Genomic DNA, 21364 nt, shown 5'->3' on the forward strand with positions numbered 1-21364 from the left:
CCTGCACAGATCAACCCTGGGCGGCACTATGTGACACTCGTTGACACCGCAAACCCGGGGATTAAAAGTCTCCTGCTCTGCCAATTGAGCTAGCGGCCCGCGCCACGCAGTGTATCCGGCGCCTCGGGGGGCGGTTCAGCGGCGGTCTTCCAGCTGATCCGTGATGTGCGAACCCAGCACGTCGGCGATGCTGCTCTCGCCCCGGCTCCCCGCCTCGGTGATCACGTTCGCGCGCCCGCGACCATGGTGACCGGAGGGTACCGGATCTACCGCGCTCGAAAAGGGCGCCGAACTGCCATATAAGTCCACAGTGGACTATCTGATTCGGAGGCGGCGGCGATACGTCACCGGTCGTCCGTGACCACCACGTGCGAGTCGCGCTTGTCGACCTCCCAGTGGTAGTACCCCACCAGCATTCCGCGCCGCACCGCGTGCACCGTTCCCTGGGCAGTAATTGCGCCCATTGAACCCGGCACCGAAAACTCAGGCACCTCAAGGGAAACAATTCAACGACCGCGTGCGCCAATTCCCTTTCTCGCGCACATGCGGCGGCCGCCGCGAGCCGTCAGGGCTCACGGCGGCCGCCCGCCCGGTTCAGCACTTGCCGCAGCAGCCACACCCCGGTCCGGCGCAGGAACCACAGCAGTTGCATCCACCCATGACGACACCACCCTTGCTCAGAGGTCGAACGTCCGTTTCACCAGCCACGCTAAGTGCTGACCGATGGCGACAAAACCACTGGCCGAGTGACATATGCCGATCTCGCTATGTAACGAAATAGCTTCGCGCCCGCTCCGGTCGTGCTCAGCGAGATCGGCGCCACGGCCGCCTCGGACGGCTCCCGGCTGTGGCTACCCCGCCTCCGACGAGCCCACCGCCGCGGTACACGTGCTGGAGCTGGGCGACTGGCGGGCGGCTCTCAGCGACCGGCACGGTGACGGTGCGGGACAGCCCAGTCACGTGACAGATGCCAGTGCCCGCCCGCGGTTCCTAACGTCATGGCCATGTCCAACAACTCGCTGAAGCTCGCAGTCATCATCGGCAGCACCCGCTCCGGGCGGTTCGGCCCCGTTCCCGCGTCCTGGTTCGCGGAACAGGCCCGCGCGCACGAGGCGATGGACGTCGACGTGATCGACCTCGCCGAGCTGACCTTGCACAACTCGCTGGATAGCTCCGCCGACGCGGGCAGCCTCGCGCAGCGGCTGGCGTCGGCGGACGCGTTCGTCGTGGTGACCCCCGAGTACAACCACAGCTACCCGGCCTCGCTGAAGACCGCGATCGACCACTACGCCAAGGAATGGCAGGCGAAACCGGTCGGCTTCGTGTCCTACGGCGGGATGGGCGGCGGCCTGCGAGCGGTGGAGCACCTGCGCACCGTGTTCGCCGAGCTGCACGCGGCCACCGTGCGCGACACGATCAGCTTCCACAACTTCTGGGAGCGCTTCACCGAGGACGGCGCCCCGCACGACGCCGACTCCGCCAACGCCGCCGCGAGGGGCATGCTCAACCAGCTCGCGTGGTGGGGCTCCGCGTTGAAGCAGGCCCGCGCGACGCGCCCGTATGCCGCCTGACCAGCGCCCCAGCGTGCATGCTTGACCTCGACCAAAGTCGAGCTTGCACTCTGGGGCGCATGACGTTGACGGCGACCTCCGCACTGTTCGGCCGCACCGGGGAAACGACCCTGCTCGGCAGGCACCTCGACGACGCCCGCGCCGGGCGCAGCACGGCGCTCGTCGTTCGCGGTGAGACAGGCATCGGGAAGTCGGCGCTGCTCGGCCAGGCCGCGAATGCCGCGACCGACTTCCTGGTGCTGCGCGGTGCGGGCATCGAGACCGAGGCGAAGCTGCCCTTCGCGGGTCTGCATCTGCTCCTTCGTCCCGTGCTCGCCGAGATCGACGCGCTGCCCGAACCACACGCGCGGGCCCTCGGCTGCGCGCTCGGCACGGGCTCCGGAGAGGCGGCCGACCGGTTCACGATCGGGCTCGCCGTGCTGGGGCTGCTCACGCGGCTGGCGAGGACGCGGCCGGTCCTGTGCGTGGTCGACGACGCGCACTGGCTCGACGAGGCGTCCACCGACGCGTTGTTGTTCGCCGCGCGGAGGCTCGGCACCGAGGGCGTGATGCTACTGTTCGCGGCCCGCGACCTGTACGCGCCGCCGTTCCCGGCACCGGGTGTCGCCGAGCTGCGGCTCGGCGGTCTCTCCCCGGAGGCGGCCGACGAGCTGCTCACCGAGCGGGCGGGCGACCTGCCCCGGCACGTCCGCGACCGGATCGCCGAGGAGGCGTGCGGCAACCCGCTCGCGCTGCTGGAGCTCGCGGCGGCCCAGCGCGATGGCCGCGCCACGGAGTCGCCGTACGACGTGGCGAAACTGCCCACCCACAGCAAGATCCAGCACACGTTCGCGGACCGGATCGCGGCACTGCCGGAGAGCACGAGGACGCTACTCCTCGTCGCCGCCGCCGACGGCACCTGCGACACGGGAACCGTCCTCGCCGCGGCGGGCCTGCTCGGCGCGTCTGCCGAGGACCTGCACGTCGCCGAGGACGCCGAGCTGCTCATGTTCACCGACAACTGCATCGGCTTCCGGCACCCGCTCGCGCGCACGGCGGCGTACCGGACCGCGAGCATGTGGCGGCGGATCGCGGCGCACCAGGCGCTCGCGCAGGTGCTCGAGGACCACGGCGACGCCGACCGGCGCGCGTGGCACTTGGCGGCGGCGAGCACCGGGCCCGACGAGTCGGTGGCGAGCGCACTGGAGAGCAGCGCCGAGCACGCCCGCGCCCGAGGCGGGTACAGCGCGGTCGCGGCGGCGTACGAGCGGGCCGCCGACCTCAGTCCGGACCGTCGGGAACGCGGCAGGCGCCTCACTGAGGCCGCCCGCGCGGCGGCCGACGCCGGCCAGCTCGACCGCGCGTGCTCGCTGGTCCGGCAGGCGGCGGCCCAGCTCACCGACCCCGTGGAGAGCGCATGGCCTGCGCTGATCCACGCGACGCTCGCCGAGGACTTCGCCCGCCCAGCCGAGGCCCAGCAGATCCTGGTGGACACGGCAACGTCCGTGGCGGAGCGGGAGCCCGAGATGGCGGGCAAGCTGCTGTTCTGGGCCGCGGCCTCGGCGCTCGCGGCGGGTGAAGCCGGTGCGGCCGCCAGGGCCGCGGAGACGGCGGAAGCCCTCCAGCTGCCCGAGTCCCGCGGTGCCCGCGCTCTCGCCACCGCCGCGAACGGAGCCGTACCCGACGCCATCCGGGCACTGCGCGAAGTGCTCGATGACGCGGAGCTGCCGCTCGCCTGCACCGACCAGCCGCTGGCGCTGCGCGGGCGCACCGCTGTCGCGGGCTGGCACCTCCTGCTCGGCGATCACACGAAGGCGCACGAACTGGCGCTGAGCGTCACCCGGGACAGCAGGGGGGAGGCCGCGGCCGGGGTGCTGCCGCGGGCACTCGCCGTCGTGGCGCGAACGGAGCTGCACCTCGGCGACCACGGTGCCGCGCTCGCGAGCGCCACCGAGGGCAGGCGGCTCGCGACCGACATCGGGCAGCACCAGAGCGCCGCGGAACTGGCGGGGGTGCTGGCCACGCTGGCCGCCATCGAGGGCGACGAGCCCAGGACCACCGCGCTCGCCGGTGAGGCACCGCCGGTCCAGGCCGCCGTCGCGCTGAGCCTGCTCGACCTGGGACTCGGCAGGCCCGACGCCGCACTCGACCGGCTCGCCGCGCTGCTGCCCGGCCCCGAACGGCTGGAGACCGTGGAGGCCGTGCCCACGATGGTCGAGGCAGCCGTCAGGGCGGGCAGGGCCGACCAGGTCGGCGACGCCGTCGTGGCGTTCACCACCTGGGCCGAGCGGAATGGGCAGCCGTGGGCCCTGGCCGTCGCGCTGCGCTGCCGAGCGCTGCTGGGCGAGCCACGGCTCTTCGCGCGCGCCGTCGAGCTGCACCACGCCGAGCCGGGCAGGCCGTTCGAGCGGGCTCGCACTGAGCTGCTCCACGGCGAGTGGCTGCGCCGGGAGCGGCATCCCGGCCAGGCGAGGACACTGCTGCGGTCGGCGCTGACGATCTTCGAGCGGCTGGGCGCGCGGCCGTGGGCCGAGCGCGCGCGCACCGAGCTGCGCGCCACCGGCGAGAGCCTCGGCGCCAAGGCGCACGCGCCCGAGCTGGCCGAACGCCTGACCCCGCAGGAGCTGCGCATCGTCCGGCTGGCCGCCACGGGACTGAGCAACCGTGATATCGGCGCCCAGCTGTACCTCAGCCCGAGGACCGTCGGCTACCACCTCTACAAGGCGTACCCGAAGCTCGGCGTCGCCTCGCGGGTCGAGCTGGCCAAACTCGGCCTGACGAGCTGACGCCGCGCACGGCGTGCCAAACTGCGCACGTGGAGTACCAACTCACGGCCGAGCTCACCTCTCCGGCAGGCGCCCCTGACCTGGACCCGCTCCAGCAGATCGGTGTCGTCGCGCTGCTGGACACGAGGTTGAGCCGCCTCGCGAGCATCGAAGGCCCCGACGGGGTGGAGATCAGCCCCGTCGAGCATTCCGTGCACGCCCACCTGGGCGGCGCCAACGTGAGCTGGCTGCTCGACGCGCCCGCGCTGGTGTTCGCCGAGGACGCGACCAGGGCCGTGCTCGAGCAGCTGCTGGAGGAGACCGAGCTGCTCGACGGCTGGCAGGTCAAACACTGCGCGGTGACCGCCACCGACGACCAGCTCGAGAGCGCGCTGGCCGCCGAGGAGGAGCCCGAGGACGAGGCCGGGCCCGAGCCGCTCACCGAGTACGAGCTGGCCGAGCGAAGGGAGCGGCTGCTCGAGGCCGCCGCCTACGTGCGCGCCTTCGGGCCCGAGGCGTTCGGGCACACCGACGGTGGTGACGTCACCGAAGAGGAGGGCGCGCTACGTCGCCGGTGCGATCGCGCACGGCGTCGAGATGCTGATCGACGAGCTGTTCGGCGACATCCAGCTGCTAGAGGACGAGGACACGACAGCGGACGAGGTCGACGTGCTGTGGGCGCTCGACGAGCTGCCGCAGCAGTACGCCGACCGATACACCGCGCTGTTCGCCAAGCAGTTCCTCGTCGCCGCCGCGATACTGGGGCACCGCCTGACCCAGGCGGAGTGGACGGCGCCGCTGTCCATGGCCGAGGCGCTCGCGCTGCACATCGCCAAGTCGCGAGCCGAGCTGGAGCTCGACATGGCCGAGGTGATGGACGAGGACCGGATCGCCGAGATTCTCGCGATCTTCGACGACAAGGCATTCGAGGACGGCGACCACGAGGCCCTCTACGACGGCACGGGCGCGACCGAGGCCGACCCGATGGCGTGGTTCCGGCCCTACGCCCACCTCACCGACGCACAGGCGCTGCACCCGTACCTCGCGGACGAGGGTCCGTCAGCGAACTGACGCCTGCAACGCTCCCCAAGGCCACCTTTGTTGCGCTCAACGCAACAAAGGTGGCCTTGGGGGCGGCTTTCGCGGCGACGCCGAGCCGCCGTACCGAGAGATCACGCTCGCCGACCAACCGCACCGACCAACCGCAGTGAAGGCCACCATGCCTGCGTTGAACGCAGTGATGGTGGCCTTCACTGCGGTTGGGGTCCCGCGCTGGCCGACGAGGTGGTCGACTGGTATGCCGAGCGCAACCTCTTGAAAGGGATCGACTGAAAGTTTCTGCAAGTTCTTGCAAGAACCTGCAACTCCTCGCTAACGTTCCGGACATCCCCCGGTCTCAACGAGGAGAGCCATGAACAGAGCACTCCGTCGCGCCTGGTCGACGCGGCAGAACAGACCTGTCCATCGCAGGTGCACGGCACTGGCCGCGGTCGCCGCCGTCTCGCTCACGCTCGCAGCGTGCGGCGGGGACGGTGGCGCCGACCAGGCCGACGCGGCCAGGCAGGCCGCGGAGAACCCGCAGTCCGTCACCGGCACCGTCACGTGGTGGGACACCTCCGACGCCACCAACGAGGCACCCGCGTTCAGGGAGCTGGTGGCGCGCTTCGAGCAGAAGTACCCGAACATCGACGTCAACTACGTCAACGTGCCGTTCGACGGTGCCGACGACAAGTTCAAGACCGCCGCGCAGGCGGGTGACGGCGCACCCGACGTGATGCGCGCCGACGTCGGCTGGACCCCCACCTTCGCCGCACTCGGCTACCTCCAGCCCCTCGACGGCACGCCCGCGCTGAAGGACTCCGACGACTACCTGCAGACGCCGATGCTGAGCAACACCTACGAGGGCAAGACCTACGGCGTCCCCGAGGTCACCGACACGCTCGGCCTGCTCTACAACAAGGAGCACTTCGCGAAGGCTGGCATCACCGAACCGCCAAGGACGTGGGACGACCTGCGCACCGCCGCCCGCAAGCTGGAGCAGGCCATTCCCGGCACGACAGGGGTGTTCGTCAACGCCGACGCCTACTTCCTGCTGCCGTTCATCTACGGCCAGGGCGGCGACGTCGTCGACATGGACAGCCAGCAGATCACCATCGACAGCCCCGAGGTGACGGCCGCGATCGAGACCGTGCGGGACCTCACCGCCGAGGGCACCGGAGCCACCGACACGAGCGCCAACAAGTACACGAACATGCTGAACGGCTTCAAGGCCGGCACCACCAGCATGATCATCAACGGCCCGTGGGCGGTTTCCGACGTGCTCACCGGCAAGGCGTTCGCCGACCCGGAGAACCTCGGCGTGGCAACGGTTCCCGCGGGACCGAAGGGCCAGGCGGGACCGGTCGGCGGGCACAACCTGGTGGTCTACGCTGGCTCGCCGAACCTCGCGGCGTCGTACCTCTTCGTCGAGTTCATCAACTCAGCCGAGAGCCAGGCGTACGCGGCAGCGGAGAACAACACGATGCCCACGCGCAGGTCCGTGTACGAGCGGCCGGAGATCGCGCAGAACACCGTGATCTCGGCGTTCCGGCAACCGCTCGAGGGCGCGGCTCCGCGCCCGCCCGCTCCCGGCGCCGGGGACCTCTACGACATCTTCACCCCGTTCTACGAACGGATCATCGGCGGCCAGGTGTCCATTGCGGACGGTCTGCGGCAGGCGCAGCAGAAGGCGAAGGGCGCCGTGCCGGGCTTCGAGTCATGACCACCACCCTTTCGGCCCGCGCCGAGGCGGCACCCGCGCCGGTGCCGCCCCGGCGGCCGGTTCGCGGTTTCCTCGCCAGGCACTGGTACGCGTGGGCCATGGTCACGCCGGTGGTGCTGGTGCTGGCGGTGCTCGTGCTTTACCCGCTGGCCCACGGCGTCTACCTTTCGCTCACCAACGCGACGGAGATGAACAGCGGCCGCACGATCGGCGTCAACGAGATCCCGGCGACCTACGAGTTCATCGGCCTGGAGAACTACTTCTCCGTGCTCTCGGGCGCCGACGGCGCGTTCTACCCGAGGCTACTGTGGACGGTGCAGTGGACGGTCATCTGCGTCGCACTGCACTACACGATCGGCCTCGGGCTCGCGCTACTGCTCAACCGGGCGCTGCGGATGCGCACGCTGTACCGGATGCTGCTGATTCTGCCGTGGGCGGTGCCGCCGTTCGTCGCGGCGTTCGGCTGGCGGCTCATCCTCAACGACGAGGGCGGCCTGCTCAACGCCGTGCTGAACGTGGTCGGCATCCCCGGCGTCGACTGGCTGGGACAGCCGCTCGCCGCCAAGGTCTCGGTGATCATGGTCAACGTCTGGCTCGGCGTGCCGTTCATGATGGTGGCGCTCCTCGGCGGGCTGCAGACGGTGCCGAAGGAGCTCTACGAGGCCGCCGAGATGGACGGCGCGTCACCGTGGCAGCGGTTTCGCGCCGTGACCTTGCCCGGCCTGCGACCGGTGTCGGGCACCGTGATCCTGCTCGGCACCATCTGGACGTTCAACCAGTTCCCCGTCATCGCACTGCTCACCGGCGGAGGCCCCGGCGGCGCGACGAACATCCTCGTCACCGAGGCCTACGAACGGGCGTTCCAGGGTATTCGCGACTACGCGGGCGCGGCGACCTACGGCGCGATCATCGCGTCGATGCTCGTGGTGTTCGCCTTCCTGTACCGCCGCTGGCTGCAGCGGCAGACGAGCGAGGTGCTGGGATGAGGGCGCGCGACCAACGGAGCAGGCTCGCCTCCACCGGCCTGCACACCGCACTCGTCGGCGCGAGCGTGATCGCCGTCTTCCCGATCGCGTGGGTGGTGCTGACGTCGCTCAAGACCGACCGCGACACCTGGGCGCGGCCGGGTGAGCTCGGCGCGCTGGGCCTCGGCAACTACGGCCAGGTGCTCGGCGACACGCAGTTCCTGACGTGGTTCGGCAACTCGCTGATCGTCGCGACGGGCACCACGCTCATCGGCGTGCTCATCTCGGCGACCGCGGGCTACGCGGCGTCACGCATGCGGTTTCCGGGCCAGCGCCCGCTGATGTGGCTGTTCCTCGTCACACAGATGTTCCCGGCCGCGGTGCTGATCGTGCCGCTCTACAATGTCCTGTCCGACCTCGGCCTGCTCAACTCCTACGCGGGACTGATCCTCGCGCAGTGCACCATCGCTGTGCCGTACTGCGCATGGATGCTCAAGGGCTACTTCGACACGATCCCGGTGGCGATCGACGAGGCGGGCCGCATCGACGGGCTGAGCCCGTTCGGCACGTTCTGGCGGCTGATCGTGCCGCTCGCCCGGCCCGGAATCTCGGTGACGGTGTTCTACGCGTTCGTCACGGCGTGGGGCGAGGTCGCTTTCGCGGGCGTGTTCATGCAGAGCGAGGACCGCTACCCGTTGCCGGTCGGTATGGCCACGTTCGTCAGTGACTTCAAGGCGGAGTGGGGACTGCTCACCGCGGGCTCGGTGCTGGTGATGGTGCCCGCAGCGGTGGTGTTCTTCCTCGTCCAGCGCCATCTCGTCGCCGGTCTGACGGCCGGCGGAGTCAAGAGCTAAGCGGAGAAAGGAGCCTCATGGCCCAGCAGTGGTGGCGGAACGCGGCGATCTACCAGGTCTACGTGCGCAGCTTCGCCGACGGCAACGGCGACGGCGTCGGGGATCTCGCCGGGGTGCGCGACCGGCTCGGACACATCGCCGGGCTCGGCATGGACGCCGTGTGGCTCACGCCGTTCTACGCCTCGCCCATGGCCGACGGCGGGTACGACGTGGCCGACTACCGCACCGTGGACCCGTTGTTCGGGCAGCTCTCCGACGCCGAGGCGCTGATCGCCGACGCACACGGGCTCGGCCTGCGCGTGATCGTGGACATCGTGCCCAACCACACGTCCTCGCAGCACCCGTGGTTCGTCGAGGCCCTCACCGCGGGGCCTGGCTCGCCCGCCCGCGAGCGGTACATCTTCCGCGAGGGCCGGGATGGCGGGCCGCCCAACGACTGGGAGTCGATGTTCGGCGGCCCGGCATGGACACAGGTCGACGACGGCCAGTGGTACCTGCACCTGTTCGACCCCGGGCAGCCCGACCTGAACTGGCAGCATGCCGAGGTGCACGCCGAGTTCGAGAGCATCCTGAGGTTCTGGCTCGACCGCGGCGTCGACGGCATCCGCATCGACGTGGCACACGGGCTGGTGAAGGCCGACGGCCTGCCCGACGCCCAGTGCACAGATCAGGGCGGCCTGCTCACGGTCGTCGAGCTGCCCTACTTCGACCAGGACGGCGTGCACGAGATCTACCGGGAGTGGCGCAAGATCCTCGACTCCTACCCCGGCGAGCGGATCGGTGTCGCGGAGGCGTGGGTGCGCGGCGCCGACCGGCTCGCGCTCTACCTGCGGCCCGACGAGCTGCACCAGGCGTTCAACTTCCACTACGCGCAGGCCGGGTGGTCGGCCCACGAGTTCCGCACCACGATCGATGACTCGCTCGCCGCGGTCGCGGGTGTGGGAGCCGCGAGCACGTGGGTGCTGTCCAATCACGACATCGAGCGGCACGTGACCCGCTTCGGTGGCGGGGAACCGGGCCTGCGCCGGGCCCGCGCCGCCGCGCTGCTCACGTTCGCGCTGCCCGGCTCGGCCTACGTCTACCAGGGTGAGGAGCTGGGCCTGCCCGAGGTGACGGACCTGCCGGAGGAGGTGCTGGCCGACCCGAAGTGGGAACGCTCCGGGCACACCGAACGCGGCCGCGACGGCTGCCGGGTGCCGATCCCGTGGTCGGGTGGCGAGCCGCCGTTCGGCTTCGGCGCGTCGTCGTGGCTGCCGCAGCCGAGGGATTGGGCGGCACTGACCGTCGAGGCGCAGCGCGACGATCCCGCGTCGACGCTGTCGCTCTACCGCGAGGCGCTGCGGCTGCGCCGCGACCTGCCCGTGGACGGCCTGGAATGGCTGGAGTCGGAGCCGGACGTGCTGGCGTTCCGGCGCGGACCGTCGTTCACGTGCACCGTGAACTTCGGCTCTTCGCCGGTCCAGCTGCCGCGACCAGGCCGGTTACTGTTGTCGAGTACGCAGGAGCCCGAGCTGGAAGCGAACGAGCAGACCGTCACGCTGCCGCCGTCGAGCGCGGCGTGGTGGACCGGAGAAGAAGACACCCATGCCCGATAGAGGTCTCGACGCCGTGCGGCACGCGGACATCGCCGAGCTGGCCAAGGTGAGCGAGGCGACGGTGAGCCGCGTGCTCAACGGCAGGCCGGGCGTCGCCGCGTCGACCCGGCAGGCCGTGCTGGCCGCGATGGACCAGCTCGGCTACGAGCGGCCGTCGCGGTCCCGGCAGCGCAGCGCCGGGCTGATCGGCCTGATCATCCCCGAGCTGGACAACCCGATCTTCCCGGCGTTCGCGCAGGTCATCGACCGGACGCTGGCGATGCGCGGGTACACGTCGGTGTTGTGCACGCAGACCCCTGGCGGGGCCACCGAGGACGAGTTCATCGAGACGCTCACCGAGCGCGGCGTCGCCGGGATCGTGTTCGTCTCCGGCCTGCACGCCGACACCACCGCGCGCCACGACCGCTACACGCGGCTCATCGAGAGCGGGCTGCCCGTGGTGTTCCTCAACGGGCACGCGCCGGGCGTGCGGGCGCCGTTCTTCTCCGACGACGACGGCACGGCGGTGCAGCTCGCGATCACGCACCTGCGGGAGCTGGGGCACGAGCGCATCGGGCTCGCGGTGGGGCCGCAGCGGTTCGTGCCCGCGCAGCGCAAGGCCGCTGAGTTCCGGCGGCTGATGGCACCGGTGCTCGGCAGCCCCGACGACGCCGACAAGCTCATCGTGCACTCGCTGTTCTCCGTGGAGGGCGGGCATTCAGCGACTTGGTTCCTGCTCGAACAGGGCTGCACCGCGGTGGTGTGCGGTAGTGACCTGATGGCGCTCGGCGCGATCCGGGTCGCGAGGAAGCGCGGGCTCGCGGTGCCGAGGGACTTCTCGGTGGTCGGCTACGACGACTCGCCGCTGATCGCGTTCACCGATCCGCCACTCACCACGATCCAGCAGCAGGTGCCCGCGATGGCGACGGCCGCCGTGCGCACGCTGCTGGACGAGATCGCCGGCGCCGAGGTGCCCACGGGCGAGTACCTGTTCCAGCCAGAGCTGATCGTGCGGGGCTCCACGGCCGCGTGCGCAGGACGCGAGAGCGTCAAAGGCGCCGCGGGATGACGAACCACACCACGGCGAAGAGCACGCCGACGAGCACCCCGAACACCGCCATCAGCACCGGGCCGTAGATCACCTTCGCGATCAGGGCGACCGTGAGCGTCACCGCGATCGACAGGCAGATCAGGCCCGCGATCACCATCCGGTTGCCGACGCGCAGGATCTCGCTGCGCCTGCCCTCGCGGAACAGCACCCGGTGCCAGGCCGCCGGAGCCGTGAGCAAGGCCGTGCTGGCCACGGTGAACAGAACGGTGACGAGGTGGACGGCCTTCTCGAACCCACTCGCGTCGCGGAACGGCCCGGTGAACGCCACCGCGAGCAGGAAGCCGAAGAGGATCTGCACGCCCGCCTGCGCCACGCGGAGCTCGCCGAGCAGCTCGTTGACGTTGCGTGCGAGCTGCTGGTGCCGGGGCTCGTTGTCGGTGGCACTCATGGCGCGGCACCGGCTGGTTGCCGTTCCACCACGACCGGCTTGCGACGTACGCGTTCGTGCCAGCCGAGGCCGGTGACGGCGATGACCACTACGCCGAGGCCGAGCCACTGCGTCGGAGAGAGCGTGGCGTCCAAGAAGGACACCCCGATTACGGCGGCGGTGACGGGGAACGCGAGCTCGGCGAGCGTCGCGCGGGCGGCCGGAGTGGAGCGAAGGCCCACGTAGTACAGGCTCAACGCGAGCAGCCCTGGCACGAACGCCAGCAGCGCGAGTCCCCATGCGTTGTCCCAACTCACCGCGTAAGTATCCCCCTGATAGGCGACGATCAATCCCGCGAACGGAAGTCCAACCGAGAAGCGCAACGTGGTCACGTCGCGTGAGCTCAGCTTGGCCGAGACGAGCCTGCCGAGCACGGTCCCGGCCGCCCACAGCGCCGCGGCCCCGACGGAGAACAACGCCGCTTTCGCCGCGGCGATCTCGACGTCCAGCGGCTCGCGAAAAGCCAGCAACCACGCGCCAAGCAGCGCGGGAACGGCGAACAGCAGGTACCCGGCCCTCGTCCGCTCGCCGAGCACCACCCACGCGGCGAGCACCGCGAACACCGGCTGCAGCTTCTGCAGCACCAGGGGTGTCACCGGGTCGCCGACCTGGAAGGCGGCGGTGAACAGCGCGGTGGCGAGCGCGGACGCCCCGCCGCCGATCACGAGCACGGCGATCCACTCGCGCGGCCCGCACCTGGCGAGGGCACGCAAGGCCGAGGGCAGCAACGGCAGCAGCGCCACCGCGACGAGCAGGTGCTCCCAGAAGACCACCGTGCTCGCGGGCAGCTGCTCGGCGAGGCCCAGCCGCAGCAATCCGTCCGTTCCCCACAGCGCGGCCGCGAGCGCGACCAGCCACGTCCGGTCGGTCCTGGCCCCCTCTGTTGTTGTCACCGGTCCAGGCTACGAGCATCGCCGATCAGGTGGTCCACACCGTGAGATCACTCGACAGTGTGATCGGGTTGCGGCCCGCCCAGCGCGCTGGATAAGCACGAGGCATGAAGCCCCGAACCCCATTCGCACTGTTCACCACCACCGGCGCGCTCGCGGCCATCCTGCTCGCCGGGGGAGGCCAGGCCGCGGCGGCACCGGCGCACAACCCCGTGGCCACCGCGCACGGCACGTTCGGCCAGTACACCGAGGGCCGCACCGCGTCGACCTACGACCCCGAGCTCGTTCCCGAGGGCGCGAGGGCGGGCGTGTTCTCACTGTCCACGCCAGCGCTGGGCACCACCACGAAGCTCGCCGTCACCGGGCTCGTGCCGGAACGGCACTACGGCGCGCACGTCCACACCAAGCCGTGCGGCGCGACGGGCACCGATGCCGGGCCGCACTTCCAGCACGTGCAGGACCCGGTGAGCCCCTCGACCGACCCCGCGTACGCCAACCCGGACAACGAGGTCTGGCTCGACTTCACCACCGACACCCGTGGCACCGGGCTCGCCCTTTCACACGTGGACTGGTCCTACGGCGAGCGGCGGCCCGCGTCCGTCGTGATCCACGAGCACCACACGTCGAGCGCCCCGGGCGAGGCGGGCGGTGCCGGCGCGCGGCTGGCGTGTGTGAACGTGAACTTCTAGCACCCGGCCGCGGTGTAGGTCCGTCGGCGCTTGCAGTGAAGGCCACCATGCCTGCGCCCAGCCGTCTCCCCCAACCACCACCCAAACGGAGACGCTGCGCGCCGCTGTGTCTGATCAACGCAGTGAAGGTGGCCTTCACTGCGGTAGGCCTGGCCGAGGCAAGTCAGGTGATCAGGTCGAACACGCACCGTGCACCCGAAGCGGCCGCCAGCTTCGCGTCACAGGTGATCAGCGTGCCGTCCAAGCGTTCGGCGAGCGCAACGTATGCCGCGTCGTACGCCGTGACGTTGTCGCGTAGTTCCCACATCCGCTCCAGCAGCGGCGCGACGGGCATGCGGCGGACCGGGAAGTGCGCCAGATGCCGAAGGGCTCCGGGCACTGCGCTCGACAACACGGCGTTACCTCTGGCCATGCCTCGCAATGCCGAGATGACCTCGGCGTCCAGATGCGCCGGTGCGAAGAGCGCGTTCCCAGAGGACAGGCGAGCCGCCGTCTCCGGGCGACGCACGTCGTCAGCCGCGTAGAAGGCGACCAGCACCGAGGCGTCGACAACCGCAAGGCTCACGAGACCTCTCTCACATCGCGCACGGCCGCGGCCGCGTCGTCGAGCGAGACACCGGTTCCCCGCACCGGCTCGTAAGACGCCACGTAGTCGGCAACGTTCAGCACCTGGGCGACCTCGGCCAGGCGATCCACCACGAAGGCGTTCAACGACTGCCTCCTGGCCGCCGCTCCTACGGCCAATGCGTCGTAGACCTCGTCGGGCACGTCGCGAAGGTTCATGCGTTTCATGGTGCCATTATGGCACCAATCCCACCCAACCGCCGTGAAGGCCACCATGCCTGCGCCCACCCGTCCCCTCCGACACCAAACGGAGCCGCTGCGCGCCGCTGGGTCCGATCAACGCAGTGAAGGTGGCCTTCACTGCGGATGGCCTGAGCCCGGCCCCATGTGTCGTGCGTCACCGGTGACAATGGAGACGTGACCGCCACACTGAGCAAGCCCGCACTGAAGATCGGCCCCTACGAGGTCGATCCTCCGGTCGTGGAGTACGGCGCCGGGCTCAGAGGGCGGCGGGCGGGGGCATGTTCGACTGCGAGATGATCACCGCCAGTGCCGTCGTCGAGCGCCACCCCGGCACCATGCACACGATGACCTTCGGCTAGCACGAGAAGCCCGAACCGTTCCTTGGACGCTGACCCGCCAAGTCCGGAACCCGAGGTCTTCAGCCATGGCCTGGGCCGTGGTGATTGCCATTCGATGTGGGCGACTGGCCCTCCTCGACGACAACGAACTGCCCCATCATCCCCTTGTCTTCATGCCACAGCAGGTGGCAGTGATACATGTACGGGACGGCCGGGTCGGTGTAGTCGGTGAAGCGCAAAGCGATGCGGATGTCGACGTCCGGGGGGAGGTAGATCGTGTCCTTCCATCCGGATAGTTCGGGCGGCGGAGACTCCCCGCCGATGCTCACGACTTGGAACTGCGTGTCGTGCACGTGGAAGTTGTGCGGCTGACCGTGCGCGTTGCGCACCTCCCAGATCTCGGTCGTGTCGACCGTGATCACATCGTCGATGCGGGCCATGTCCATGGACTCGCCGTTGATGCGATCGGAGCGCAGCTCGAAGGAGCGCGTCGCGGCGACCCGGTGGGTGTGCAGGTCAGGGGCGTTCGCGAGCACCCTTGGGAGCGCTGGCGACGTGCGCAGGTCGGCGACGGCGCGGACGAGCAGGATGTCGAGCTCATCAGCGGCTCCGGTCGAGCGAGCTCGGCTGTCCGAGAGCCCCATTTCCTGTGGGTAGGAGCGGAGGGTGACCGACTCTCCCGCTTCGAGCTGGAGGATCACCTCGGCACGTTCACCTGGCGTGAGGAGAATGCGCTCGATCGTGACGGGTGCGGGCAGAAGCCCTCCGTCAGTCGCGATGAGCTCGAGTGAACGGCCGTCGGAGACGCCGAAGGCGTAGCTGCGGGCGGTGGACGCGTTGAGCAGCCTCAGGCGGGTGTGGGTGGCGGCGGCCTGGAACACCGGCGCCGCCGTGCCGTTGACCAGGATCGTGTCACCGAGCATGCCGTTGTCGACCCGGTCGGTTTCCACGAGCTGACCAGCGTCGTCGAAGGTCTTGTCCTGCACGATGACGGGGATGTCATCGATGCCGTAGTCGCGGGGTAGAGCGAGCGCGGACTCCTCGTCGTCATCGAGGATGAACAACCCGCCGAGGCCGCGGTAGACGTGGCGTTCGGTCTGTCCATGCGGATGAGGGTGGTACCAGAGCGTCGCGGCCGGCTGGGCGATCGTCCATGACGGCGACCAGGTCCGGCCCGGCTCGACGGCCTGGTGCGGCCCGCCGTCCGCCACCGCGGGCAGGTGCATGCCATGCCAGTGCAGTGTCGTCGTCTCGGGCAGGTCGTTGCGCAGGTTGACGGCCACCCGCTCACCACGACGAGCGCGCAGCGTCGGACCGAGGAGGGCGCCGTTGACGCCCCAGGTGTCGGCAACACCCGCATCGACGATTCGCGTGCGGCCTGTCTGGGTGACGAGATCGAACACCCGGGTGCCGTCGCGCACGGTGCCCTCGGCGAGGGGTGGAATGCGCAGTGGGTTACGGAAGTCGACGCGTCCGGACGTGTTGATCGGTTCCCGTGAGTCGAAGATGCCGCAGCCCCCCAAGGTGAGCGCGGTGCCGGACGCAAGCCCGATCCCGGCAAGTCTCAGGAAGGAACGGCGGTCCAAGGCGCGGCGCGGCGGCTCGCTTGGTGGTGTCATGACGGCCAGGTGCGAGGGCGCCGCACGAGCACCACGCACAGGACGACGGAAAGCGCGACGATGGCCACGCCAAGGGGAATGTGCATCGTCAACAGGAACGCGTAGCCGATACCGAGCTGAACCGTCTCTCCTGCGAGGAGCACGAGGCACGCGAGCGGAACCCACAGAGGCCCGCCGCCGGGCTTCCACCACAGGGCAGCGGCGAGCACCTGCACCATGGCGATCGTGAGGATGATCGACCCGTTGGTGCCGTGCCAGTCGATCGCGTTGGCGACCCCTTCCAGACTCATCCCAGCCAGCACCGGTTGCACACACACCAGCAGGCAATGCACGACTGCCACCAGGCTCGCGAACACGCGGACCACGACCCGGACGCGACCACGGAGGTGGCCCACAGGGGCGGTAACGCCGGTGGACTCTGTGCGTTCGGATGTGCTCGGACCAACTATCGGCACGGTCCGGCCAACCCCGTCTCTTCCGATGCCGAGGAACTTCACGTGCACGCGGCTCCCACTCGGGTAGATATAGTTCGTTCTTATGATCGAACTATATCGACGCTAACATACGGATCATGGGCACGGCAAAAGAGGACGAGGAGCGAGCCGCGGCGTTGCAGGCGATCGCGGATGCAGGCCGAGTACTCAGCACGGCCGCGGTGCTTTTCCACACCAACCTGTCCAGTTCTGTTGGGCTCGGCCCCACGGACGGGAAAGTGCTCGAGCTCATCCGGCGGTACACCAACATCTCCGCCAAGGAGCTCGCCGAACGCACCGGGCTGGCCAAGAACTCGATCTCCGCCGTGCTGGCCCGATTGGAAAAGAAGGGATTCGTCGAACGACTACCGGACCCCGACGACGGCCGCCGACACTTGCTCGTCTCCACGACCGAAGGCGCTCGGCGCATCGGCGCACTCTTCGTCGGCCTGACGAGCCGGCTCGACGAACTCCGTGAGCGCTACACCACCGAACAGCTACGGGTCATCGCGGACTACCAGCTCCGGGCAGCCGAGATCCAACACAGCGAAGCAGCGAAACTCGGCAAGCATGCCAGCGCGTAGCCGCGCGCCCGCCCGGTCGATGCTCCGGCCCTGGACTCGCCGGAACTGATCAGCGGGTCGAGTCAGCGCCATCAGGCACCTCGACCTGGGTGAAGCTGTCCCACCAACATCGCCTCACCTCCCCGACGCTGTACCCACATCGGTGCGGATGTGTCGGATCTCCTGAGCTTTGTTGAACGACCCGGCCTGAACCTCGGCTGGGCTTGGCCCACCTTGGACACCGATCCGCCCTGTTCGGGCCGTGCGGGCGATTGACCAGAACCATCCGGCCGAGCAATTCACCGACAAGGGACAATGGAGCACGTGCAGGTGACGCCCCAGACGAGAACGGCGCTCAAGATCGGCCCCTACGAGGTCGATCCTCCGGTCGTGCTCGCCCCCATGGCGGGCATCACCAACATCGCGTTCCGTCAGCTGTGCCAGGAGTACGGCGCCGGGCTGTACGTGTGCGAGATGATCACCGCCCGTGCCGTGGTCGAGCGTCACCCCGGCACGATGCACATGATGACCTTCGCCGCGGGCGAGTACCCGCGTTCGATGCAGCTCTACGGCGTCGACCCGAAGACCATGCGCGAGGCCGTCAAGATCATCGTCGGCGAGGGGCTCGCTGACCACATCGACCAGAACTACGGCTGCCCCGTCGCCAAGGTGACCCGCAAGGGCGGCGGCGCGGCGCTGCCCTACAAGCGCACGCTCTTCGGCAACATCGTCCGCGCCTCCGTCGAGGCCGCCGAGCCGGCCGGGGTACCGGTGACCGTGAAGTTCCGCGTCGGCATCGACGACGGGCACCACACCTACCTCGACGCCGGGCGCATCGCCGAGGCCGAGGGCGCCTCGGCCGTCGCGTTGCACGCCCGCACCGCCTCCCAGCGCTACTCGGGGCAAGCCGACTGGTCCCACATCGCGCGCCTCAAGGAGGCCGTCACCACCATCCCGGTGCTGGGCAACGGCGACATCTTCACCGCCGACGACGCGCTGCGCATGGTGGCCGAGACCGGGTGCGACGGCGTGGTGGTGGGCCGGGGCTGCCTCGGCAGGCCGTGGCTGTTCGGCGAGTTGGAGGCCGCCTTCGCGGGCAGGCCGCTGCCCGAGGGACCGAACCTGGGCGAGGTCGCCCGCGTCCTGCGCAGGCACGCCGAGCTGCTCATCGAGCACGACGGAGCCGGCAAGGCCATGCGCGACCTGCGCAAGCACATGGCCTGGTACTTCATGGGTTTCCCGATCGGCTCGGAGCTGCGGCGCTCCTTCGCGATGGTCAGCAGCCTCGCCGAGCTCGACGACCTCATCGCCCGCCTCGACCACCACGCGCCGTTCCCCACCGACGCGCTCGGGCCGAGGGGCCGCCAGGGCTCGCCGGGCAAGGTCACCCTGCCCCACGGCTGGCTCGACGACCCCGACGACCCGTGCGTGCCCGAGGGCGCCGACCTGATGCACTCAGGCGGCTGAGCCACCCCGCCGGATCGGCATGATCGTCGGCACCGGCTCGCCGGTGAGGAACTCCGCGACGATCGCCTTGCACTGCGCTGGCTTCTCCAGCAGCAGGACGTGCGAGGTGCCCGGCACCACCGCCAGCTCCGAGTCCCGGATCCCGCGGTACAGCGCGATCGTGTGTTCCAGCGTCACCAGGTCGTCGTCGCCGACCAGCACGAGCGTCCGGCAGCCGATCCTGGCCAGGTCGGCCTCGGTGAATCCGGGCTCCTCCCTCGCCGCCCTCGCGATCTTCTCCACCACCACGGGCAGGTGATCGACGCCGTCGGGCGACACCTCCGCGTACATCCGCACCAGCTCCGGTGGCAGCTCACCGACGCCGTCGCGCGGGCTGTAGATCATGCCGTCGAGGTCGTACGCCCCGCTGACCAGCACCAGCCGCTCCACGAGATCCGGCCGCCGCAGCGCCACCGCGAGTGCCACCGACGCCCCCGCGCTGTACCCGGCGAGCCGGGCGGCCCCGCCCACCACCTTCTCCAGGAATGCGATGGTGTCCTCAGCCATCACGGAGACCGTGAGCGGACCCTCTACGTCGGGTGTGTGCCCGTGCCCCCTGCGCTCGGGCAGGTAGACGTGGAAGCGGTCGGCCAGCGCGTCGAGATTGCCGCTGAAGGTTCGCGCGTCGCCGAACCCGCCGTGCAGCAGCACCAGCGGCTCCCCGTCACCGCGCTCGTCGTACCAGGTGCGCACCCCGTCGAGATCCACGTACTCGGCCATCGTCACCAGCTCCTGTTCCGGCCTGTTCCGGTCGTTGCTCAGGTAGTACGAGCCGGCTCCGGAAAACTCATCGGCAGCCCGAACAACGGGAACAGCCTCGGCGCGTCGAGGAACGTCGTGGTGTTCGCGATGCGCTCGCCCCGCAGCTCCAGCACGACCAGCGCGAAACCCGTGCCGTCGCGGTACTGGCCGAACGCGGGACAGCCGTTGGCCATGGTCGGCAGCAGGCGGTCGTGCTCGCACGGCTGGCCGGGCACGCGCAGCACGGCGGAGATGTCGTCCCTGCCGCTGAGCCACCACGTGAACGGCGGCATCGACATGGTCGCGTCCTCGTGCAGCACCGCGACCAGCGTCTCGATGTCATGTCTCTCGAACGCGGCGACGTAGCGGTCCAGCAGGTCCCGCTGCCGCTCGTCGAGCGGATCGAAGCCTCCCGTTGCGTCGAGATCGACGCGGCCGAGCGTCGCGCGCGCCCGCTGCAGTGCGCTGTTGGCCGAGGCCGTGGAGCTCTTGAGGAGCGCGGCGACCTCGTCGGCCCGCCAGCGCAGCACGTCGCGCAGGATCAGCACGGCCCGCTGTCTCGGCGGCAGGTGTTGCAGGGCGGCGACGAACGCGAGCCGGACGCTCTCGCGAAGCACAGCCAGCTCTGCCGGGTCGCCCTGCGGCGGCAGGATCCTGCTGTCGGGTACCGGCTGCACCCACGTGTGCTCGGGCAGCGGCTGTCCCAGCGCGGACCCTGGCCGGGCAGCGGGCACGAGGTCCATCGCCCGCGCCCTGCGCTGTGGACTGCGGAGCATGTCGAAGCAGACGTTGGTGGCGATCGCGTACAACCACGACCGCAGCCCAGAGCGGCCCGCGTCGAACCGCTCGCGGTGGCGCCAGGCGCGCACCAGCGTCTCCTGGACGGCGTCCTCGGCCTCGAAGCCGGAGCCGAGCATGCGGTAGCAGTAGGCCGTCAGCTCGACCCGGTGTTCATCGAGTTCGATCACCACGCCCGCTACCCGCTTCAGTTGCCGAAAACAAGCACGATCCAACAAGAGCATGTTGCACTAGAATTCATACCATGGGTAAGCGACACTACGGGCAGTTCTGCGGACTGGCACATGCCGCCGACCTCGTCGGCGAGCGGTGGGCACTGCTGATCATCCGGGACCTTCTGGTAGCGCCCAAACGCTTCACTGACCTCAGGCGTGGGCTGCCCAAGATCCCAACCAACGTCCTCTCGGCCCGGCTGAAACAGCTCGAGGGCGAAGGCGTAGTCGAGCGCCGCGTGCTGCCGAGGCCCGACGGTTCGGTGGTGTACGAGCTGACCGAGTACGGCAGGGACCTCGAGGACATCGTCCTGGCACTCGGCCGGTGGGGTGCGCGCACGCTCGGTGAGCCGGGACCCGACGACATCGTCACGCCCGACTCGATGGTGATGGCCATGCGCTCGACATTCCGCGCCGAGGACGCCCGCGACGTCGTGGCCGTCTTCGAGTTGCGACTGGGCGACGTTGTCGTCGGCGTGCGCGTCGACAACGGCAAGCTCGACGTGGCCGAGGGCGAGCTGCCGGGTGGCGCGGACGTCACGATCAGCACCGGCCCCGCGATCAAAGCGGTGATGGCGGGCGAGCTGACGCCCGAGGAGGCAGTCGCCAACGGCAGTGTGCACGTGGACGGGAACGAGGCCCTGTTCCCCACGTTCGCGAAGATCTTCCGGATCTAGACCAAAGTCTATTGACAAGCTTGGTTGTTTTTAGAAAGCTTACT

The 21364-nt window shown here is 69.7% G+C and carries 19 protein-coding genes and 2 pseudogenes; 13 read left to right on the forward strand and 8 right to left on the reverse strand.

Annotation, left to right across the window (positions count from 1 at the left end):
• Positions 1-998 precede the first annotated feature (998 nt).
• The 8 genes and pseudogenes from FCN18_RS00005 (at position 999) to FCN18_RS00040 (ending at position 11538) form a co-directional block, all read left to right on the forward strand.
• On the forward strand, positions 999-1571 hold the full coding sequence (locus tag FCN18_RS00005; protein ID WP_206077774.1) for an NADPH-dependent FMN reductase: 573 nt from the start codon (positions 999-1001) through the stop codon (positions 1569-1571).
• A 59-nt stretch (positions 1572-1630) separates the two neighbouring features.
• Positions 1631-4336 carry a helix-turn-helix transcriptional regulator gene (locus FCN18_RS00010; RefSeq protein WP_137092711.1) on the forward strand — a complete coding sequence of 902 codons (2706 nt, stop codon included), beginning with the start codon at positions 1631-1633 and terminating at the stop codon, positions 4334-4336.
• A gap of 29 nt (positions 4337-4365) precedes the next feature.
• Positions 4366-5386, forward strand: a pseudogene (locus tag FCN18_RS40800) (hypothetical protein).
• A 340-nt stretch (positions 5387-5726) separates the two neighbouring features.
• Entirely contained in the window at positions 5727-7076 is a 1350-nt protein-coding gene (locus FCN18_RS00020; RefSeq protein WP_137092712.1) for an extracellular solute-binding protein, read from the forward strand.
• Positions 7073-8062 (forward strand): carbohydrate ABC transporter permease, encoded by a 990-nt coding sequence (locus tag FCN18_RS00025; RefSeq protein ID WP_112265303.1) that lies wholly within the window; start codon positions 7073-7075, stop codon positions 8060-8062. The genes FCN18_RS00020 and FCN18_RS00025 overlap by 4 nt, the downstream gene beginning before the upstream one ends.
• A complete protein-coding gene (locus tag FCN18_RS00030) occupies positions 8059-8895 on the forward strand; it encodes a sugar ABC transporter permease (RefSeq protein ID WP_112265305.1) in 837 nt (278 codons plus the stop codon). Before FCN18_RS00025 ends, FCN18_RS00030 begins: the two co-directional genes overlap by 4 nt.
• A gap of 17 nt (positions 8896-8912) precedes the next feature.
• A complete protein-coding gene (locus tag FCN18_RS00035; RefSeq protein ID WP_112265307.1) occupies positions 8913-10490 on the forward strand; it encodes a glycoside hydrolase family 13 protein in 1578 nt (525 codons plus the stop codon).
• On the forward strand, positions 10480-11538 hold the full coding sequence (locus FCN18_RS00040; RefSeq protein ID WP_112265309.1) for a LacI family DNA-binding transcriptional regulator: 1059 nt from the start codon (positions 10480-10482) through the stop codon (positions 11536-11538). Before FCN18_RS00035 ends, FCN18_RS00040 begins: the two co-directional genes overlap by 11 nt.
• Here FCN18_RS00040 and FCN18_RS00045 read toward each other — a convergent pair.
• The gene (locus FCN18_RS00045) at positions 11519-11968 is read right to left on the reverse strand and encodes a DUF6328 family protein (RefSeq protein ID WP_112265311.1); all 450 of its coding nucleotides are present in this window, start codon (positions 11966-11968) and stop codon (positions 11519-11521) included. The two genes, FCN18_RS00040 and FCN18_RS00045, sit on opposite strands and share 20 nt — an antisense overlap.
• A complete protein-coding gene (locus FCN18_RS00050; protein ID WP_137092713.1) occupies positions 11965-12900 on the reverse strand; it encodes a DMT family transporter in 936 nt (311 codons plus the stop codon). The genes FCN18_RS00045 and FCN18_RS00050 overlap by 4 nt, the downstream gene beginning before the upstream one ends.
• 104 nt (positions 12901-13004) lie before the next feature.
• On the opposite strand from FCN18_RS00050, the gene FCN18_RS00055 reads away from it, so the two are divergent.
• Positions 13005-13586, forward strand: a complete 582-nt coding sequence (locus tag FCN18_RS00055) for a superoxide dismutase family protein (RefSeq protein ID WP_137092714.1) — start codon at positions 13005-13007, stop codon at positions 13584-13586.
• 163 nt (positions 13587-13749) lie between these two features.
• Here the strand turns inward: FCN18_RS00055 and FCN18_RS00060 are convergent, their stop codons facing one another.
• Together FCN18_RS00060 and FCN18_RS38960 are read right to left on the reverse strand one after the other, a co-directional pair.
• Entirely contained in the window at positions 13750-14151 is a 402-nt protein-coding gene (locus FCN18_RS00060) for a type II toxin-antitoxin system VapC family toxin (protein WP_158303021.1), read from the reverse strand.
• A complete protein-coding gene (locus tag FCN18_RS38960) occupies positions 14148-14369 on the reverse strand; it encodes a hypothetical protein (RefSeq protein ID WP_158303022.1) in 222 nt (73 codons plus the stop codon). Before FCN18_RS38960 ends, FCN18_RS00060 begins: the two co-directional genes overlap by 4 nt.
• A gap of 198 nt (positions 14370-14567) precedes the next feature.
• On the opposite strand from FCN18_RS38960, the pseudogene FCN18_RS39990 reads away from it, so the two are divergent.
• Positions 14568-14749: pseudogene (locus FCN18_RS39990) on the forward strand (tRNA dihydrouridine synthase DusB); the annotation flags it as partial.
• Between the two features lie 62 nt (positions 14750-14811).
• Here FCN18_RS39990 and FCN18_RS00070 read toward each other — a convergent pair.
• Positions 14812-16350 carry a multicopper oxidase family protein gene (locus tag FCN18_RS00070; protein ID WP_137092716.1) on the reverse strand — a complete coding sequence of 513 codons (1539 nt, stop codon included), beginning with the start codon at positions 16348-16350 and terminating at the stop codon, positions 14812-14814.
• Complete coding sequence (locus tag FCN18_RS39995) at positions 16347-16715, reverse strand: hypothetical protein (protein ID WP_137092717.1); 369 nt, start codon at positions 16713-16715, stop codon at positions 16347-16349. Before FCN18_RS39995 ends, FCN18_RS00070 begins: the two co-directional genes overlap by 4 nt.
• A 206-nt stretch (positions 16716-16921) precedes the next feature.
• Between FCN18_RS39995 and FCN18_RS00080 the strand changes: the two genes are divergently transcribed.
• Together FCN18_RS00080 and dusB are read left to right on the forward strand one after the other, a co-directional pair.
• Positions 16922-17407, forward strand: coding sequence for a MarR family winged helix-turn-helix transcriptional regulator (locus FCN18_RS00080; protein ID WP_137092718.1), 486 nt, complete (start codon positions 16922-16924; stop codon positions 17405-17407).
• Positions 17408-17710: 303 nt separating this feature from the next.
• Entirely contained in the window at positions 17711-18853 is a 1143-nt protein-coding gene (gene dusB, locus FCN18_RS00085) for a tRNA dihydrouridine synthase DusB (protein ID WP_228713521.1), read from the forward strand.
• On the opposite strand, the gene FCN18_RS00090 is transcribed toward dusB, so the two are convergent.
• Complete coding sequence (locus FCN18_RS00090; RefSeq protein ID WP_137092720.1) at positions 18842-19612, reverse strand: alpha/beta fold hydrolase; 771 nt, start codon at positions 19610-19612, stop codon at positions 18842-18844. The genes dusB and FCN18_RS00090 overlap by 12 nt on opposite strands.
• A 38-nt stretch (positions 19613-19650) precedes the next feature.
• Complete coding sequence (locus FCN18_RS00095; RefSeq protein WP_323808338.1) at positions 19651-20604, reverse strand: sigma-70 family RNA polymerase sigma factor; 954 nt, start codon at positions 20602-20604, stop codon at positions 19651-19653.
• A 71-nt stretch (positions 20605-20675) separates the two neighbouring features.
• On the opposite strand from FCN18_RS00095, the gene FCN18_RS00100 reads away from it, so the two are divergent.
• On the forward strand, positions 20676-21320 hold the full coding sequence (locus tag FCN18_RS00100) for a winged helix-turn-helix transcriptional regulator (RefSeq protein ID WP_137092722.1): 645 nt from the start codon (positions 20676-20678) through the stop codon (positions 21318-21320).
• Positions 21321-21364: the final 44 nt, after the last annotated feature.

The sequence above is a fragment of the Prauserella endophytica genome (assembly GCF_005146945.1).
In the GTDB taxonomy this organism is placed as follows: Bacteria; Actinomycetota; Actinomycetes; order Mycobacteriales; family Pseudonocardiaceae; genus Prauserella_A; species Prauserella_A endophytica.

Coding starts and splice junctions, on each gene's coding strand:
- FCN18_RS38960 (WP_158303022.1), bottom strand. CDS start 14,369: ATGAACCTTCGCGACGTGCCCGACGAGGTCTACGACGCATTGGCCGTA.
- FCN18_RS00040 (WP_112265309.1), top strand. CDS start 10,480: ATGCCCGATAGAGGTCTCGACGCCGTGCGGCACGCGGACATCGCCGAG.
- FCN18_RS00045 (WP_112265311.1), bottom strand. CDS start 11,968: ATGAGTGCCACCGACAACGAGCCCCGGCACCAGCAGCTCGCACGCAAC.
- FCN18_RS00090 (WP_137092720.1), bottom strand. CDS start 19,612: ATGGCCGAGTACGTGGATCTCGACGGGGTGCGCACCTGGTACGACGAG.
- FCN18_RS00020 (WP_137092712.1), top strand. CDS start 5,727: ATGAACAGAGCACTCCGTCGCGCCTGGTCGACGCGGCAGAACAGACCT.
- FCN18_RS00070 (WP_137092716.1), bottom strand. CDS start 16,350: ATGACACCACCAAGCGAGCCGCCGCGCCGCGCCTTGGACCGCCGTTCC.
- FCN18_RS00035 (WP_112265307.1), top strand. CDS start 8,913: ATGGCCCAGCAGTGGTGGCGGAACGCGGCGATCTACCAGGTCTACGTG.
- FCN18_RS00010 (WP_137092711.1), top strand. CDS start 1,631: ATGACGTTGACGGCGACCTCCGCACTGTTCGGCCGCACCGGGGAAACG.
- FCN18_RS00005 (WP_206077774.1), top strand. CDS start 999: ATGGCCATGTCCAACAACTCGCTGAAGCTCGCAGTCATCATCGGCAGC.
- FCN18_RS00080 (WP_137092718.1), top strand. CDS start 16,922: ATGGGCACGGCAAAAGAGGACGAGGAGCGAGCCGCGGCGTTGCAGGCG.
- FCN18_RS00025 (WP_112265303.1), top strand. CDS start 7,073: ATGACCACCACCCTTTCGGCCCGCGCCGAGGCGGCACCCGCGCCGGTG.
- FCN18_RS00055 (WP_137092714.1), top strand. CDS start 13,005: ATGAAGCCCCGAACCCCATTCGCACTGTTCACCACCACCGGCGCGCTC.
- FCN18_RS00030 (WP_112265305.1), top strand. CDS start 8,059: ATGAGGGCGCGCGACCAACGGAGCAGGCTCGCCTCCACCGGCCTGCAC.
- FCN18_RS00100 (WP_137092722.1), top strand. CDS start 20,676: ATGGGTAAGCGACACTACGGGCAGTTCTGCGGACTGGCACATGCCGCC.